Origin of the sequence: Photorhabdus sp. S10-54, assembly GCF_963878145.1 — a bacterium.
Classification (GTDB): Bacteria; Pseudomonadota; Gammaproteobacteria; order Enterobacterales; family Enterobacteriaceae; genus Photorhabdus; species Photorhabdus kayaii.
This window is the reverse complement of record NZ_CAWNXG010000001.1, coordinates 1-16,795: the sequence shown is the minus strand read 5'-3', so window position 1 is coordinate 16,795 and position 16,795 is coordinate 1. Positions and strand designations below refer to the sequence as shown.

At 39.9% G+C, this 16,795-nt stretch carries 20 protein-coding genes and 3 pseudogenes; 11 read left to right on the top strand and 12 right to left on the bottom strand.

Annotated elements, in window-relative coordinates; genetic code table 11:
- Positions 1-67: 67 nt before the first annotated feature.
- From AACQ83_RS00110 to ftnA, 4 genes are all read right to left on the bottom strand, one after another.
- Positions 68-409 carry a YebY family protein gene (locus AACQ83_RS00110; protein WP_112875708.1) on the bottom strand — a complete coding sequence of 114 codons (342 nt, stop codon included), beginning with the start codon at positions 407-409 and terminating at the stop codon, positions 68-70.
- A gap of 276 nt (positions 410-685) precedes the next feature.
- The gene (gene copD, locus AACQ83_RS00105; RefSeq protein ID WP_112875707.1) at positions 686-1,579 is read right to left on the bottom strand and encodes a copper homeostasis membrane protein CopD; all 894 of its coding nucleotides are present in this window, start codon (positions 1,577-1,579) and stop codon (positions 686-688) included.
- A 2-nt stretch (positions 1,580-1,581) separates the two neighbouring features.
- Complete coding sequence (gene yobA, locus AACQ83_RS00100; RefSeq protein WP_112875706.1) at positions 1,582-1,968, bottom strand: CopC domain-containing protein YobA; 387 nt, start codon at positions 1,966-1,968, stop codon at positions 1,582-1,584.
- Positions 1,969-2,287: 319 nt separating this feature from the next.
- Entirely contained in the window at positions 2,288-2,791 is a 504-nt protein-coding gene (ftnA, locus tag AACQ83_RS00095) for a non-heme ferritin (RefSeq protein ID WP_112875705.1), read from the bottom strand.
- A gap of 313 nt (positions 2,792-3,104) precedes the next feature.
- On the opposite strand from ftnA, the gene AACQ83_RS00090 reads away from it, so the two are divergent.
- Positions 3,105-3,335, top strand: coding sequence for a DNA polymerase III subunit theta (locus AACQ83_RS00090; protein ID WP_112875704.1), 231 nt, complete (start codon positions 3,105-3,107; stop codon positions 3,333-3,335).
- 174 nt (positions 3,336-3,509) lie between these two features.
- Here the strand turns inward: AACQ83_RS00090 and pip are convergent, their stop codons facing one another.
- The 3 genes from pip to AACQ83_RS00075 all read right to left on the bottom strand — a co-directional run bounded on the left by pip (position 3,510) and on the right by AACQ83_RS00075 (position 5,198).
- Positions 3,510-4,463: a prolyl aminopeptidase gene (pip, locus tag AACQ83_RS00085; protein WP_112875703.1), complete on the bottom strand. Its 954-nt coding sequence runs from the start codon at positions 4,461-4,463 to the stop codon at positions 3,510-3,512.
- 73 nt (positions 4,464-4,536) lie between these two features.
- A complete protein-coding gene (gene yebF / locus AACQ83_RS00080; protein WP_112875702.1) occupies positions 4,537-4,911 on the bottom strand; it encodes a protein YebF in 375 nt (124 codons plus the stop codon).
- 101 nt (positions 4,912-5,012) lie between these two features.
- Positions 5,013-5,198 (bottom strand): YoaH family protein, encoded by a 186-nt coding sequence (locus AACQ83_RS00075; RefSeq protein ID WP_112875701.1) that lies wholly within the window; start codon positions 5,196-5,198, stop codon positions 5,013-5,015.
- 264 nt (positions 5,199-5,462) lie between these two features.
- Here AACQ83_RS00075 and pabB point away from each other — a divergent pair.
- The 8 genes and pseudogenes from pabB to mntP all read left to right on the top strand — a co-directional run bounded on the left by pabB (position 5,463) and on the right by mntP (position 13,699).
- A pseudogene (pabB, locus tag AACQ83_RS00070) lies at positions 5,463-6,835 on the top strand (aminodeoxychorismate synthase component 1).
- The gene (locus AACQ83_RS00065; protein ID WP_112875700.1) at positions 6,832-7,395 is read left to right on the top strand and encodes a CoA pyrophosphatase; all 564 of its coding nucleotides are present in this window, start codon (positions 6,832-6,834) and stop codon (positions 7,393-7,395) included. Before pabB ends, AACQ83_RS00065 begins: the two are co-directional and overlap by 4 nt.
- Positions 7,396-7,566: 171 nt before the next feature.
- A complete protein-coding gene (locus AACQ83_RS00060) occupies positions 7,567-8,931 on the top strand; it encodes an L-serine ammonia-lyase (protein ID WP_112875699.1) in 1,365 nt (454 codons plus the stop codon).
- A 497-nt stretch (positions 8,932-9,428) separates the two neighbouring features.
- Positions 9,429-10,412, top strand: coding sequence for a PTS mannose transporter subunit IIAB (gene manX, locus AACQ83_RS00055; RefSeq protein ID WP_112875698.1), 984 nt, complete (start codon positions 9,429-9,431; stop codon positions 10,410-10,412).
- A gap of 75 nt (positions 10,413-10,487) precedes the next feature.
- Entirely contained in the window at positions 10,488-11,288 is an 801-nt protein-coding gene (locus AACQ83_RS00050; RefSeq protein ID WP_112875697.1) for a PTS mannose/fructose/sorbose transporter subunit IIC, read from the top strand.
- Between the two features lie 13 nt (positions 11,289-11,301).
- Positions 11,302-12,168: a PTS mannose transporter subunit IID gene (locus tag AACQ83_RS00045; protein WP_192880952.1), complete on the top strand. Its 867-nt coding sequence runs from the start codon at positions 11,302-11,304 to the stop codon at positions 12,166-12,168.
- A gap of 66 nt (positions 12,169-12,234) precedes the next feature.
- Complete coding sequence (locus AACQ83_RS00040) at positions 12,235-12,693, top strand: DUF986 family protein (RefSeq protein ID WP_112875695.1); 459 nt, start codon at positions 12,235-12,237, stop codon at positions 12,691-12,693.
- 424 nt (positions 12,694-13,117) lie between these two features.
- Positions 13,118-13,699, top strand: coding sequence for a manganese efflux pump MntP (gene mntP / locus AACQ83_RS00035; protein WP_146747879.1), 582 nt, complete (start codon positions 13,118-13,120; stop codon positions 13,697-13,699).
- Between the two features lie 57 nt (positions 13,700-13,756).
- On the opposite strand, the gene rlmA is transcribed toward mntP, so the two are convergent.
- A complete protein-coding gene (rlmA, locus tag AACQ83_RS00030) occupies positions 13,757-14,575 on the bottom strand; it encodes a 23S rRNA (guanine(745)-N(1))-methyltransferase (RefSeq protein ID WP_112875693.1) in 819 nt (272 codons plus the stop codon).
- 279 nt (positions 14,576-14,854) lie between these two features.
- On the opposite strand from rlmA, the gene AACQ83_RS00025 reads away from it, so the two are divergent.
- Positions 14,855-15,106 carry a hypothetical protein gene (locus AACQ83_RS00025; RefSeq protein WP_240000658.1) on the top strand — a complete coding sequence of 84 codons (252 nt, stop codon included), beginning with the start codon at positions 14,855-14,857 and terminating at the stop codon, positions 15,104-15,106.
- 92 nt (positions 15,107-15,198) lie between these two features.
- Positions 15,199-15,363 (top strand): hypothetical protein, encoded by a 165-nt coding sequence (locus tag AACQ83_RS00020; RefSeq protein ID WP_158537742.1) that lies wholly within the window; start codon positions 15,199-15,201, stop codon positions 15,361-15,363.
- A 6-nt stretch (positions 15,364-15,369) separates the two neighbouring features.
- Here AACQ83_RS00020 and AACQ83_RS00015 read toward each other — a convergent pair.
- The 4 genes and pseudogenes from AACQ83_RS00015 to AACQ83_RS24485 all read right to left on the bottom strand — a co-directional run.
- Positions 15,370-15,519: pseudogene (locus tag AACQ83_RS00015) on the bottom strand (phage tail protein); the annotation flags it as partial.
- A 166-nt stretch (positions 15,520-15,685) separates the two neighbouring features.
- The gene (locus tag AACQ83_RS00010; RefSeq protein WP_112875692.1) at positions 15,686-15,976 is read right to left on the bottom strand and encodes a helix-turn-helix domain-containing protein; all 291 of its coding nucleotides are present in this window, start codon (positions 15,974-15,976) and stop codon (positions 15,686-15,688) included.
- 2 nt (positions 15,977-15,978) lie between these two features.
- The gene (locus AACQ83_RS00005) at positions 15,979-16,290 is read right to left on the bottom strand and encodes a type II toxin-antitoxin system RelE/ParE family toxin (protein ID WP_112875898.1); all 312 of its coding nucleotides are present in this window, start codon (positions 16,288-16,290) and stop codon (positions 15,979-15,981) included.
- Between the two features lie 383 nt (positions 16,291-16,673).
- Positions 16,674-16,795: pseudogene (locus AACQ83_RS24485) on the bottom strand (IS982 family transposase); the annotation flags it as partial.

Below are 16,795 nucleotides of genomic sequence, written 5' to 3'. Positions count from 1 at the left end.
ATAATAAATAATCAAAAACAACATCTTCCATTAAGCCAAAATAGACGCTATCGCTTACTCAATGACATTATCTTTTATCGCACAATGCTAAAGCTGCTTGTTGGAATGGCTCTATACTCATTTTTTGAGTCGGATTTTTGCTATCATCCAATAGAATAATATCCAAAGACTTAGCATTCACTTTCCCCACCTTCATCATATCCGTGGCTATATCATTCAATGGGTATTGCACTAACGTACTTGGATTAATCACAAACAGAGCCTTATTTGCTCGGCAATCCAACATCACCTCTTCCCGTGTAAATGCCCATTTATCACCAAATTGTAGCTTACTCACCGTTTCAATCGGTGCAGCAACATTTTGAAAAGAGAGACAAAACAAGGAAAATAATAAAAGTAAACGTTTCATAATAGTTACCAATGTAGATATAAAAGCGAGCGAAATGGATCTTTTCACACACTATCTATACACTCCCGTTTTTTCCATATTCACTATATTTTAGTGTCAAGAATAGACTATACCCTATGGATTTCAAGATGCATTGCGACGGCAAGGGAGCGAATCCCCGGGAGCATAGATAACTATGTGACCGGGGTGAGTGAGTGCAGCCAACAAAGAGGCAATTTGAAAGATAACGGGTATATACCAACAGCACCTATTGAGACAGATAATTAATTAAGAAAATCAAATCGGTTGATAAGTAGCAAAAACAGCAACACATAATAGAACTAATGCTCCAAGAATAATTTCAACCCAACTATTGATAATTAACAATTGATAGCGGCCAGGCTGCTTCAGTTTAGGAACCAAGATATAGCGGTTAATTAATGCAAGCATCACCATACCCACCACCAATGCTATCTTCAGCCATAGCATGGATTGATATTCACTACCGCTATATTTCGGCCAGTTCGGTAGCAAAATTAAGCCGCTTATAATACCAGTAATGATAATTAGGGTTACAGCAACGTGACCATATGTGGAAAAACGCATCATAGAGATCATAATCTGTTTATCCAACCCTATAGCCAATTCATTTTGTATCCGTAAAAATTGCAAACATAACAAAAACGGCCATAATCCACCAAACCAGTATCCAACACTCACTAAGTGAATTACCTGATTAATCTGAGAAAAAACACCTGTTATCCCATCATGCATTACCGAATGGCCTATAAAGGCATGGCAGGAGAGTAAAACAGCAGAACTGATTAACATCAAAATATTTCTGGCTTTTTGTTTACTGATAAACAAAAACCCTGTAGCAACTATTGAAACCAGTATTTGCCATTGCCAAACTTTACCAAAAGTTGTTTCCAATACTGCCAACCAGATTTCTAGATTACAAATATCCTGCCAACCATCACCCATTATTCCCGATTGAATTGCCAACCATCCCATTGTTGTTACTAATGTCACAACTGTACTGATAATTACCCCTACACGAAGGCGCACATCAATCAGAACAGATAAACGCTCAGGAACCAATATGGCAGTAAATATGCTAAAACCAAACACTAACATAACTGCCACGAAATGAGTGAAGCGACAAAGAATATACAGCGTCGCTAGAGACATAATTATTTCACTGTAAAGCTATAGACACCTTTAGTCTTATGCCCATCAACAGAGACCACGCTCCAGTTAACATCATATCTCCCTGTCGTCAGTTTATCTTCGATAGGAAGAATAAGTTTCGTATTAGTTACCGGATCAAGCTTCAATTTTCCCGTTTTAATGGGTTTATTTTCCGGGCCAATCACTTTTATTTTACTAAAACTCAGCTCAATACCTTCAGAAAAGCTTAGCGTGATCACCTGCGGTGTATTTTCTACTGTAGTATCTTCTGCCGGAATTTGTTCTGTTAAATGCGCATGAGCCAAAGCTTGCTGGCAAGATATGGCAACAAAAAGGACAATTAAAGCAGATAATTTTCGGCCAAAAGAGCGGATTGTGCTAATGGTCATCAATAACCTCTTAATTTTCAAATGAATCTCTATATACCCGTCATCTTTCAAGTTGCCTCTTTGTTGGCTACACTCACTCACCCCGGTCACATAGTTACCTATGCTCCCGGGGATTCGCTCCCTTGCCGTCGCGATGCATCTTGAAATCCATAGGATATAAATTGTCATCATTTTATATCAAAAGAGTTATTTTATCTGCGATAACTTACAATAAGAATTTCGTCTTGTGAACTATCGCGCAAAAATAAAGGAAAACTGCAGTATTGACTTTAAATACCTAAAGTTATTGCGACTACTGCGGCTAATTAATTCCATTTCATTAGACAGGATTTGCAGCAGCCAGACCTTTCAGATCCTTATCTAATAAGAAAAGTGCTTTACCATCCTCACCAACCATATCCAGTTTATCAAGGATAGATTTAAACAATTTCTCTTCTTCATGCTGTTCTGCTACATACCATTGCAGAAAGTTAAAAGTAGAATAATCCTGCGCGGTTATCGCCAAATGAGCCAGTTTATTAATTTCGGCAGTAATAAATTTCTCGTGTTCATAAGTTCTATTGAGTACATGAGATATAGATTCATAATCGGCCGAAGGTGCATCAATTTGCCCCAAACGTGGCATTGCGCCTGTATCACTCAGATACTCAAACAAGCGATGCATATGTTGCATCTCTTCCTGAGAGTGCGATTTAAAAAACGCAGCGGCACCTGGTAACCCTTGTTCACTACACCATGCACTCATTTGCAGATATAAATTCGCAGAATAGAACTCCAGATTCATCTGCTCATTTAATTTATTAACCATTTCTTGATTTAACATAATAGATACTCCAGTTATTAATTGAACTATATTATGCCAATTAAATTAAAATAATAAAACCCAATAATAAAAATAAATCAAAAATAAGTATCACATTGAAATATCAATATATTTTTTAATAAAAAAATGAAAATGAATCTCATTTAATATATTTAAATGAAAATGAATCACATTTACAAAATAATCTTCATCAAGGAATTTCGATATTTAATGATAATGAATATTATTTATATTTATAAAATAATCAATTCAGCCCTTGCCAGAAAAACCTGCTTGGATTAGTTTTATCACTTTGTGAATGAGAGAGACACTGATGAAACATAATCTGGCCGAACTTTCTACAGAGAATATGGACAAAGTGAATGTTGATTTGGCAGCTTCTGGTGTAGCCTTTAAGGAACGTTACAATATGCCGGTACTTCCTGATACAGTTGAACAAGAACAACCCGAACATCTGCGGCAATATTTTCAACAACGTTTAGTGCATTATCGCCAATTATCCAAACAATTTTCCAATTTACCCTACGAGCCAAAAGGCCGCTGATCATCCAGTAAGAATGGGTAACCACCGGATAACCGGTGGTTATATACCCTATGGATTTCAAGATGGATCGCGGCGGCAAGGGAACGAATCCCCGGGAGCATAGAGAACTATGTGACCGGGGTGAGTGAGTGCAGCCAACAAAGAGGCAACTTGAAAGATAACGGGTATATCCAATTACTGATCTGCAAACCTATCTGTTGCACTAATAAGCTGATGTAAAATACCCGGCTCATCAAATGAATGCCCTGCTCCTTCAATGATATGTAATTCCGCTTCCGGCCATGCCTGCGCCAGATCCCAAGCATTTTGCACCCGGCAAGCCATATCATATCGGCCATGAATGATAACTGCCGGAATATCCCGTATAACGTCAATATTATTCAACAGTTGCTGCTCCTCATTCATAAAACCCTCATTGATAAAATAGTGGTTCTCAATCCGAGCAAATGCCAAAGCAAACTCATCTTCCGTAAAACACTCTACATTATTTGAAGGAAGCAATGTTACCGTCTCTCCTTCCCATAAACTCCAGAGACGCGCGGCTTCTAATTGCACCCGAAGATCATTACTAGTCAGCCGCTTATTATATGCTCTGATCACATCCTTTCGTTCCCTTTCCGATAAAATAGATACCGTTCGTTGCCATTTGTCAGGGAAGAAATTAGAAGCACCATCCTGATAATACCAGTGCAACTCTTGTGGTCTCAGCAAGAAAATTCCCCGAAGAATTAATTCAGAAACGTGTTGGGGATGAGTCTGGGCGTAAACTAAAGATAAAGTTGAACCCCACGAACCACCAAATACCAGCCATTTTTCTACTCCCATCAATTGACGTAAGCGCTCAATATCTTCAACTAAATGCCAAGTGGTATTATTTTCCAAACTGGCATGAGGTCTTGAACGCCCACAACCACGCTGATCAAATAACATGACATGATATTTCTTCGGGTCGAATAACCGACGATGATAAGAGGCAATACCACCCCCCGGCCCACCATGAATAAATACAGCTGGCTTACCTACAGGATTACCACACAATTCCCAATAAATTTGATGACCGTCGCCTGTATCCAAATACCCCGAACGATAAGCTTCACAAGCCGGATATAATTTTCTCAATTCTGACATAACATTTCCTTTACTGGCTAACACCAAATCTAGTATCCGTCTAATGACGGGTAGAGATAACTATCAGAAAATGTCATTTCAATTCGCTATAGCTAATCGTATTTTGCTGACAATCAACGACAACTCGGTAATCTTTGTCACGCTTAGAACCACGAACAGTCAGCGGAATTTTTAATACATCTTTATCGCCAGTGATATTTTCCGCTTTTACCCATACCACTGGTTTAGACGTTCCCAATTGCTTTCTATCTTCTGACCAATGGTTAATGCGGTTTTGCAGAAAATCACGCTTTACTTGAGCGGCAATTTGCGATTTAGTTAAATTGTCACAAGAAATAAATTTATCAACACGTTTGTTCTCCGACACAGCAGATACTGTGAATGAAACCGTGAGCAAAAGTGCAGCACCTGATAGGCCAACTCTGTTAATGATATGACATGCTTTCATACTACCTCCCGTTAATATCTCAAAGTAAGAGATTAAATATGGAGCTAACCTAACATGTCAGGTAAAATAAATGTGTGATTATTGTTAAATAAATAATTTAATTATGTTGATTTTTCATCATCAAACACCACATTAACCTGCTCTTTTCCTCGATGCCGCTCACGAAGTTCTTGTGCAACCAACGCAATCGCTTCGCCACTGCTCATTCCTTCAACCATCAATTGCTGAATTTTTTCTACCGCTCGTTGCTGTTCCTCATGGGATAAAGTTGGCATCTCTGAAAACATGATAATAACCTCTATAAAGTGATCTATGCCGAAGAGTATAGCGATTTTTAACTCAAGTAAGGAATGGATTTCTATGTTAATCTGTAAGGATTAAAATCAAGACTAACTTTTGCATTACAATTGCTAAACCAACACTATACCCAATGGATTTCAAGATGCATCGCGACGGCAAGGGAGTGAATCCCCGGGAGCATAGGTAACTATGTGACCGGGGTGAGCGAGTGCAGCCAACAAAGAGGCAACTTGAAAGATAACGGGTATATAATGAGCATTTCACTACAAAAACGGCAATTACCCTATCAACCAGACGCTGCCATCAACTATTTCGCGCCGATTTCAAATCAGTCTTGGGCGATGCTGCTCCATTCTGGTGCTGCCAACCATCCCCATAACCGGTTCGATATTTTGGTTGCAGAACCACGGATAACACTGCTCAGTCATAATAAATCAACTGAAATAAATGAAGACGGCAATAGCTATATTACTGAGGAAGATCCCTTTTACCTGCTAAAAAAAGACAACTAGAGAAATTAAATATTACAGCAAAGCTTGATCCTGATTTGCCATTTCAGGGCGGTACGCTAGGTCTATGGGGATATGATCTTGGGCGTTATATTGAAGAGTTACCATCACAAGCCAAAAATGAGCTGTCATTTCCAGATATGGCAATAGGTATTTATGACTGGGCGCTAATTGTTGATCATCACAAAAAAGAGGTGATTTTATTCAGCTACAGTGATGTTGACACGCGTCTGAACTGGCTTACTTCTCACCCAGTTTCGCCAAAAATGGCTTTTACGTTGACCAGTGAGGGGCAATCAAATATGAGTGCCAAACAATATCATGAGAAAATTAACTGCATTCATCACTATCTGTTAAGTGGTGACTGTTATCAAGTTAACCTGGCACAACGATTTTGCGCTGATTACCAAGGAGATGAATGGCAAGCATTCATAAAACTTAATGAGAACAACCGCGCACCTTTTTCCGCCTTTATTCGTTTACCGGAAAACAGCGTTATCAGCGTCTCTCCTGAACGTTTTTTACTCCTGGAAAATAAACAAATTCAAACTCGCCCGATTAAGGGAACATTACCGCGCTTAAGTGATACAGAAAAGGACATATTGCAAGCTGTAAAACTGGCAGCCTCGAAAAAAGATCAGGCTGAAAATTTGATGATCGTCGATTTATTGCGTAATGATATTGACCGGGTAGCCACACCGGGGTCAGTTAAAGTTCCTGAATTATTTGTAGTTGAACAATTCCCTGCCGTTCATCATCTGGTTAGCACAATCACCGCAACACTGCCAAATGAACAACATGCTACGGATTTATTACGTGCCTGCTTTCCCGGTGGTTCTATTACCGGAGCGCCTAAAATCAGAGCAATGGAAATAATAGAAGAGCTTGAACCTCACCGCCGACATGGATATTGTGGTTCAATTGGCTATATTAGTTTCTGTGGCACAATGGACAGCAATATCAACATTCGTACCCTCTTAACTGAGAAAGAAAAAATATATTGCTGGGCCGGTGGCGGAATCGTTGCCGACAGCATTGCTGAAAAAGAGTATCAGGAAACATTTGATAAGTTGAATCGTATCTCGCCGCAACTAGGGAAAATAAAAGTAATATGATATCACTGTCTGATTTCGTTAACAGATTTCAGTTACAACTTCCACCACCACCTAAACGGCTTTCAGATAACAACCGCCATGCTGCGGTGTTATTACCAATCATCTGCAAACCGAAGCCAACGTTATTATTGACCCGACGCTCCGCCACTTTACGATCACATGCCGGTCAAGTCGCCTTTCCAGGGGGGGCTGCTGATCCTAAAGATAAATCAATAATCGCGACAGCACTACGAGAAGCGGAAGAAGAAGTTAACATACCTCATCAGAAAGTTCAGGTTCTGGGACAACTCGCTCCTTTAAATAGCATCAGTGGCTATCTGGTGACGCCTATTGTCGGATTATTGCCTCCCGGATTATCCCTCCACAGCAACCCGGCGGAAGTTGCCAAAATATTCGAAGTTCCTCTATCTGAAGCGCTTTCACTTTCGAGTTATCATTATCTTGACGTTAGTCGCCGTGGTCAGCGGCATCGTATCTATTTTTACTGGTATCAGCAGCATCTCATTTGGGGATTGACAGCGACAATAATTCATCAATTAGCTCAACAAATTCAGGTTTGATCCAAATCATTTAAGGATAACAAATTTGTATTTTTTTTACTCATCTTTATCGCTGTTGCTATCATAATTCAAAAAAACCTGTAAACTCCCTTATCAACACTACTAAATCACAGTAAAGTAGCGTACCTCAATATATATAACTATATCTCTATCTTTTTTAAGGAGTCTGGCGTGATTAGCGTTTTCGACATGTTTAAGGTCGGTATTGGCCCATCTAGCTCTCATACGGTTGGCCCGATGAAAGCCGGCAAACAGTTTGTCGACGATCTGGTAAACCAGGGATTAATGCCTTCTATCACGCGTGTAGCCGTCGATGTTTACGGCTCACTCTCATTAACCGGCAAGGGTCATCATACGGATATCGCCATTATCATGGGTCTGGCAGGTAATTTACCCGCCACCGTTGATATTGATTCGATCCCCGGTTTTATTCGTGATGTAGAGCAAACACAACGTATTAAACTAGCCAACGGTTTACATGAAGTCGATTTCCCACGTGATAGCGGCATGGTTTTCCGAAGTGATAATCTGTCATTACATGAAAACGGCATGCAAATTCACGCATTCTCGGGGGACAAAAAAGTTTATAGCAAAACCTACTACTCGATTGGTGGTGGTTTTATTGTTGATGAAGAACACTTTGGTAAACCCTCTCAGGATACCAAACCAGTTTCATATCCATTCAATTCAGCAAAAGAATTACTGATGAATTGTAATAAAACCGGGTTATCTATTTCCGGTTTAATGATGAAAAACGAACTGGATCTCCACAGCAAAGAAGAAATTAATGCCTATTTTGCCGATGTCTGGGATACCATGCAGGCTTGTATTGAACGTGGTTTGAACACCGAAGGGGTTTTACCTGGTCCACTGCGTGTACCACGCCGGGCAGCGGCATTACATCGTATGCTAACCTCATCAAATAATTTATCTAATGATCCAATGAATGTCGTGGATTTGGTGAATATGTTTGCCTTGGCTGTCAATGAAGAAAATGCTGCGGGTGGGCGTGTTGTTACCGCACCAACCAATGGCGCTTGTGGCATTGTTCCTGCCGTACTCGCTTATTACAACCATTGCATTGAACCTGTAACACCAGAGCTCTATATCCGCTATTTCCTGGCTTCTGGCGCTATTGGCATCCTATATAAAATGAATGCATCGATATCTGGAGCTGAAGTAGGTTGCCAAGGGGAAGTAGGCGTTGCCTGCTCGATGGCAGCAGCCGGCCTTGCTGAACTGCTCGGTGGCAGCGCTGAACAGGTCTGTGTTGCGGCTGAAATCGGTATGGAACATAACCTCGGCCTTACCTGTGACCCGGTAGCAGGCCAGGTACAAGTACCTTGTATTGAACGAAATGCCATTGCGTCAGTAAAAGCAATCAATGCTGCACGCATGGCTTTGCGCCGTACCAGTGAACCTCGCGTTTCTCTCGATAAAGTTATTGAAACCATGTACGAAACAGGTAAAGACATGAACGCTAAATATCGTGAAACATCCCGCGGTGGGTTAGCAATTAAGGTTCAGTGTGATTAATCAAATAAATAACTTGTTTTTTAATCAGTAAATGCTTCTGTAATGAAAATATCCCTACCCTATGGTTGGGATATTTTTTGACCAAAACGTGGAATGATCATCTTTTGATCTAAAAAGATGAATATGTTTTCCATTTTAAACTAATAAGATGTTATCGAAAACAGAATAAATATCTAACAATAAGCAAATTATAGATAATTATAAATTAATTTTGCGATTTTTAGCTTATTAAATTGTTTTGTGGTTAACATTTTTATCTATTTCATTTTTTCTGACTGACAGCAATTTTCCTCTGGTATTTCTAATGTTAATCTAACAGCCGATTTTTTCAGTCAATAAGAGATAAAGTCTAAATCAAGTCAAATATTTAGGTATCATATTGATAAAAGGTCACTATTCATACAAATAAGATTTTTATTGGAGGAATGATTCATCAAAATTATTGCAGTAACTTTGTAATAATCCTGCGTTTATATTGTTAACAGAGGGGAAAACAGGTGAGTATAGCCATTATGATTGGCACACACGGGGCTGCGGCTGAGCAACTGCTTCATACCGCAGAGATGTTAATTGGAGAGCAAGAAAATGTTTCTTACATTGACTTCGTTCCTGGTGAAAATGCCGATACCTTATTTGAAAAATACAACAGTAAACTGGAAACGCTTAATACAGCGCAAGGTGTACTGTTTCTTGTCGATACATGGGGAGGAAGTCCATTCAATGCGGCTAGCCGTATCGCCGTAGATAAAGAGAATTATGAGATCATCACCGGAGTTAACGTTCCAATGCTGGTTGAAACCTTTATGTGTCGAGATGATGACCCATCTCTGGCAGAACTGGTTTCTGTTGCTCTGGAAACCGGGAAAGAAGGCATCCGGGCCCTGAAAACAGAAGAACCTCAAAAAGCTGAACCAGCCAAGCCCGTGGCATCCGTTGCGGCACCTTCATTTGCACCATCAACCGGTAGTCATATGAAAATTGCACTGGCTCGAATTGATGACCGCCTCATTCATGGTCAGGTTGCTACACGTTGGACAAAAGAAACCAATGTCAAACGGATCATTGTCGTCAGCGATGAAGTTGCTGCTGATACTGTCCGTACCACCTTGCTAAAACAAGTTGCTCCACCGGGACTCAGTGCTCACGTTGTTGATGTTGCAAAATGTGTTCGCGTTTATAACAACCCGAAATATGCCAATGAACGTGTCATGTTGCTGTTTACAAACCCAACAGATGTTTTGCGTTTAATCGAAGATGGTGTCGATATCACTTCTGTCAACATTGGTGGAATGGCTTTCCGTCAGGGAAAAACGCAAGTTAACAACGCAATATCCGTTGATGAAACCGATATTGCAGCTTTCCAAAAACTAAATGAACGAGGCATTGAACTTGAAGCCCGTAAGGTTGCCAGTGACAGCCGCTTACAAATGATGGATCTACTCCAGAAGGTTAAAAACGAAAATCAGAACAGAGCAATTTAACTATTACTCAACGACAAAAATCACTCAATGACAAAAATTTCTCACCAAATTTAATTTGGTTACAGGAGACAAACAATGGAAATTACCGTTGTTCAAATTGCATTGATATTCATCGTAGCTTGTATAGCCGGAATGGATTCCATTCTTGATGAATTTCAATTCCACCGCCCACTCGTGGCCTGCACCTTAATCGGGATCATTCTTGGTGACATGACAACCGGTATCATTATCGGTGGTACGCTAGAGATGATCGCTCTTGGCTGGATGAATATCGGTGCTGCAATTGCCCCGGATGCGGCCTTAGCATCAATCATCTCAACGATTCTGGTCATCGCGGGTGGTCGTGATATCGGTGAAGGTATCGCTTTGGCCATTCCACTGGCAGCAGCAGGGCAAGTGCTGACTATCATTGTACGTACCATCACAGTCGCCTTTCAGCATGCTGCTGACAACGCGGCAGAACGTGGCAGCCTGCGTGCGATTAGCTTGATCCATCTATCCGCATTACTGCTCCAGGCTATGCGTATCGCCATCCCTGCCCTGATCGTTGCACTATCGGTTGGTACCAACGAAGTCCAGCAGTTACTTGCTTCTATTCCAAAAGTGGTAACAGATGGCTTGAACATTGCTGGGGGTATGATCGTCGTTGTGGGTTACGCAATGGTTATCAACATGATGCGTGCCGGTTACCTAATGCCCTTCTTCTATCTCGGTTTCGTCACAGCGGCATTCACTGATTTTAACCTGGTTGCATTAGGCATTATTGGTATTGTTATGGCTGTGCTGTACATCCAGCTAAGCCCTAAATATAACAAATCTCAGGTAGTGGCTACCTCTGGACACACCAATAACGACCTTGATAACGAATTAGATTAAAAGGATGAGCAACATGTTAGATACAACAAAAACGACTGCTCAGACAGCAGACCAGAAAAAACTGACACCCAGTGATATCCGTGGTGTATTTCTCCGTTCTAATGTATTTCAAGGTTCATGGAACTTTGAACGTATGCAGGCTTTGGGTTTCTGTTTCTCTATGGTGCCAGCTCTTCGTCGTTTGTATCCAGAAAATACCGATGAGCGTAAACAGGCACTCAAACGCCACCTTGAATTCTTTAACACTCACCCTTACGTCGTCGCACCTGTACTGGGTGTCACGCTGGCAATGGAGGAACAGCGTGCTAATGGCGCAACGATTGATGATGGTGCGATTAACGGTATCAAAGTCGGTCTGATGGGGCCATTGGCCGGTGTTGGTGACCCTATTTTCTGGGGGACAGTCCGCCCAGTATTTGCTGCTTTGGGTGCTGGCCTGGCAATGAGTGGTAGCTGGCTTGGGCCTGTCTTGTTCTTCTTCTTATTCAATCTAGTACGCCTATTAGTTCTCTATTCAGGTATCTCTTATGGTTATAAGAAAGGGATCAATATCGTTCAAGATATGGGTGGTGGCTTCTTGCAAAAAATGACGGAAGGAGCGTCAATCCTTGGTCTATTTGTTATGGGGGCATTAGTTAATAAATGGACGAAAGTCAATATCCCGCTGGTTGTATCAGAAATTCCTAACCAACAGACAGGTGAAAAGACAATAACCACGGTTCAAAATATCCTCGATCAATTGATGCCAGGCTTGGTACCACTTTTGCTGACATTTGCTTGTATGTGGTTATTACGACATAAAGTCAATGCCCTGTGGATCATTATTGGTTTCTTTATTCTGGGAATTATTGGCGCCAGATTTGGTTTCCTTGGTCTCTAGTACAATATCATTCGGGGAGGAACTCCTCCCCATATTTTCTTTTTCATAACAATGCAAGGATAAGGAATGAGCCTTAATGATATAGTATTAGCTGGTTTAATCGTACTAATGCTAGCTTTTGCTGTTTATGACGAATTCGTGGTTAATTTTCTAAAAGGGAAAACTTACTTACAAATAAAGCTAAAAAGAAAACATAAAATTGATGCACTCATCTTTATTATCCTGATACTTATTGTTGTTTATAATAATATTACTGCTTATGGTAGCCGTTTAACCACATATTTATTGCTGTTTACTATCTTGATGACTATTTATATTGCCTATATACGTTCGCCTAAATTATTTTTTAAAAATAACGGTTTCTTCTATGTAAATACCTTTATTTCCTATAACCGGATAAAAACTATGAATTTATCTGAAGATGGCATTCTGGTTATTGGTTTAGAAAACAAGAAATTATATATATCAGTAAGCCAAATTGATGATTTGGAAAGAATTTATAAATTTCTCATCGAAAACAGATAGATAAGAAAAAATAATAAATAAAAAAGCAAATAATAAACAGTCAGCCTTACGCTGACTTTTATTTTCCCTATAAAACAGATAATGATAATTATTATCAATATCGTGCCTTAACCCTAAAAATAATATTATTTTCCCTTTTTGAATTATTGTGCTATCTTTTAAATTGTCATGGGGAGTAGCCTGTTTCAGAGAAACGATTTAGTTAATTTCTCTGAAAAGCCCGTATCAACACGCTCGTTACAAAATAAACGTGGTGCGGGTAGCCTTATTGCTATCCTAACAGGCATTATTGTTGCTCAAAATAGCAAAAAAATAGCCTAATGGGATAGCTATTAATTCGGTTGGCAAGACCATTGCATATAACACCATCATTGGTTGGGGGTGGATTATATGTATATGGAAACACCCAACCGAGGCTATATTAATGAATATGTACGCAACCCTTATCCTGGCTTTAGCACTCTCAATGGATGCCTTTGCTGCTGCAATTTGTAAAGGGGCCGCACTACATAGACCACATTTTCGTGAAGCAATCCGTACAGGTTTGATATTTGGCTTAGTAGAAGCCTGTACCCCATTGATTGGCTGGTCGATAGGGCTTTACGCCAGCCAGTATATTATGGAGTGGGATCACTGGATTGCTTTCACTCTGTTATTTGTTCTAGGTTGTAGAATGATAACAGAGAGTTTTAAAGCAAATCAGGAAAAAAAGTGTGAATCACCCTGCCGCAATAACTCAATAGTGTTGATAACAACAGCCATTGCCACCAGCTTGGATGCAATGGCAATTGGTATTGGGCTCGCGTTTCTTGAAGTCAATATCGTACACACTGCGATGGCTATCGGAATGGTGACAATGATTATGGCAACATTGGGAATATTAATTGGCCGTTATATTGGCCCACTGCTAGGCAAATGCGCTGAGCTTATTGGTGGACTGATTCTGATTGCAATTGGCTTCAATATCTTATTTGAACATCTCGAATTATTTATGTACGCGAAATAACTCTACCAGCCCAAAATATCTATCTGTTAAACACTATATTTTGGGCTGAAATCTTGATCAATTAAGGCGTTGATAGACCCGCAGTATAAAATCAGTTTCACATTCAAACAGCGCTCTATCTGCCAATTCTTTTTTCACATCTTCTATTGCTCGCCAGGCAAATGGTGTCATCTGTAATAAATGATACGCTTGCACGCCATCTAATTTCATTGGGTAAGATAACGATTCATCGGTTATCAATTCAAATCCTTCCAATGGTTCTGCCTTCAATGGATGAAGATGAATATTTTGATAAATCAACTCCTTGAGCTGATAAAGATGGCGAGGACCGGGAGTAACTGTCAAAACAATTCCCTGTGGCTTAACCACCCTTGCCAATTCCTCCGCTTTACAAGGCGCATAAATTCTTAACACCCCGGCAAGCGATTTATCGGCAAATGGCAAACGATGACTCGACGCAACACAAAAGCTGACAGCAGGATAGCGCTTAGCGCCATAACGAACCGCGATCTTAGCAACATCTAACCCATAGATTTTAAGATTACGTCTCTTGCCTAACTGTGCTTCAACCGCAGCGGTGTAATAACCTTCACCGCATCCTATATCCAGCAAACTTCCTGCATTTTCTGGCAGATACTTTTCCAGTAATTCCGAAACCCGTTGTTGTAATGGTTGATAATGCCCTGAATCCAAAAATGCTCTTCTTGATTGCATCATCTCTGGGCTATCCCCCGGTTCCTTGGATTTTTTATGCTGAACGGGCATCAAATTAACATACCCTTCTTTAGCACAATCAAACTGATGATTATTCTCACAGCGCCATTGTTGTCGAGTGAGCAATAAAGATTGATGACATAAGGGGCATTGATAAGACATAAGATTCCAAAAATATAAGCAAAAACCAGCCAGCACTATAGCATATTCTGATACTTTTCGTCGTAAATCATGCTAATTAATCATTTTATATGAACAATTAATCATTATCTTGAATGAAATTGTATTCTATTATTTTCAGTCCTTTCTTTGAAGCGTCTCGCAATATTTCTATGGAATAAATCTATTTATCAGGTATGATTCTTCAATCAAAAGCCAATAAAATATTATTGCTAATGAATCATTTAACTAATAAAAACAACTAATAACGCAGGTAATATAATGAACATTTTCATACAATATTTTAATAAATTAAGATCAATTTCCCCGAAATTCGATATTATGCCCAATACAAACTATTTTTATTTCATCCCACAGAAAAGTGACGCTGACGCTTTAGCAGATGATCTGGATAAGGTTCGTGCGGACTTTGCTGCCGTATTAAAGCAATTCAATGATGAAATTATATTATCTACAGGGAAAGAGACGATATATGAGCCAAAGAGTCACCGGAAAACATCCCAAAATAGCTAAGCAATCTAATCAAGGATACCCTATTGATTTCAAGATGCATCGCGACGGCAAGGGAGTGAATCCCCGGGAGCATAGCAAACTATGTGACCGGGGTGAGCGAGCGCAGCCAACAAAGAGGCAACTTGAAAGATGACGGGTATATCTATAGGGAAAGAGACGATATATGGGCCAAAGAGTCACCGGTAACGGTATTATATGCAATGGTCTTGCCAACCGAATTAATAGCTATCCCATCAGGCTATTTTGAACAACAATAATGCCTGTTAAAAAACACTAGAAATTACTTTATTTTTATGCCCTGCATAAGTGAAAGGCCATTTCTGAGACACAGGATTAATACCATTCACGGCAACTTGGGAATATCCGTCACCAAATTGCACTTTTCTTACATTGTGAACAAACTCACCAGCAGGACTATTCTGTACCTGAGTTCACCACTTAAATTCTTTTATTGCCATGTTTCACTTATAAAAAAACCTGTCGGAGCAGATTGGTTAAAAATAAAAAAACCAAAGTTAAGTGGCTAGATATGAAAAAACCCCGCTTGAGACGAGGTTTGATACCTTACGAATAATTAATTTACATAGACAACGCTTTTAAAACATGAATAGGATCTTTTTCTATTGCTTTCAGCAATGCTTTTGCTGGCCCGGTTGGTTCACGTCTTCCTTGCTCCCAATTGCGTAAAGTCCCAACATTAACGGAAATCAACTTAGCAAAACCAGTTTGACTTAAGCCTGTCGCTTGGCGAATATTCTTTACTTTTATCGCCTCAACATTAATTTCACGAGAGGGCACACGTTCACCATTAATAATCTCATTCATCTGTGTCATACTTTCAGTCAGCCTGGCAAATAATTTACTATCCATCTTTACCACCTCTCATTTAAGTCTCTCAGGATATTCTTCTCTGATTCACTCAGATCGTCTTTTGCGCCTTTTTTATAAATCAACAACAATCGGATATGTGAAACATCCACTTTGTCGTAATAAATAATACGTACACCACCACGCTTTCCCTTACCACGAGAGACCCACCTGACTTTACGCAACCCGCCAGTACGCTGGATAACATCTCCAGCCGTGGGATTATCTGCAAGATATTGCTGAAACTCACGATATTCATCGCCACTTAATAACTCTTTACAGTCCTCAGTAAAAATATCAGTTTCAATGAATATCATATTTAAGTACGTCATAAGTGTATGTGAAATCATCATATGCCCCATCACACAGTAAGTCAATGACGCATAAATGTCTATTGATATAAACTGCTTTAATAGTAGGTGTTTTTTACCCTCCTTTGCTTAGGGTTAGAATGAGCAACTAAAAAAACAATGCTGATATATACCCTATGGATTTCAAGATACATCGCGACGGCAAGGGAGCGAATCCTCGGGAGCATAGCTAACTATGTGACTGAGGTGAGCGAGTGCAGCCAACAAAGAGGCAACTTGAAAGATAACGGGTATAGATGTCGTGGAATTTGTGCACATAGCCCATTTGTTGTCATTAAACCCAGTCCAGATTCTGGACAAAATAAAGCTGAAAAAACCTAGTCTTAACCTCAACTCTGCTTAAGCATTGCGATTTCCTGAGCACGTAAACCTAAGCTCGGCTTTTTCGGTTGGAACGTATAAGCAATTAAGCCTGATACCACCTCCAACAAAAAGCCGACAATGCTCCGAT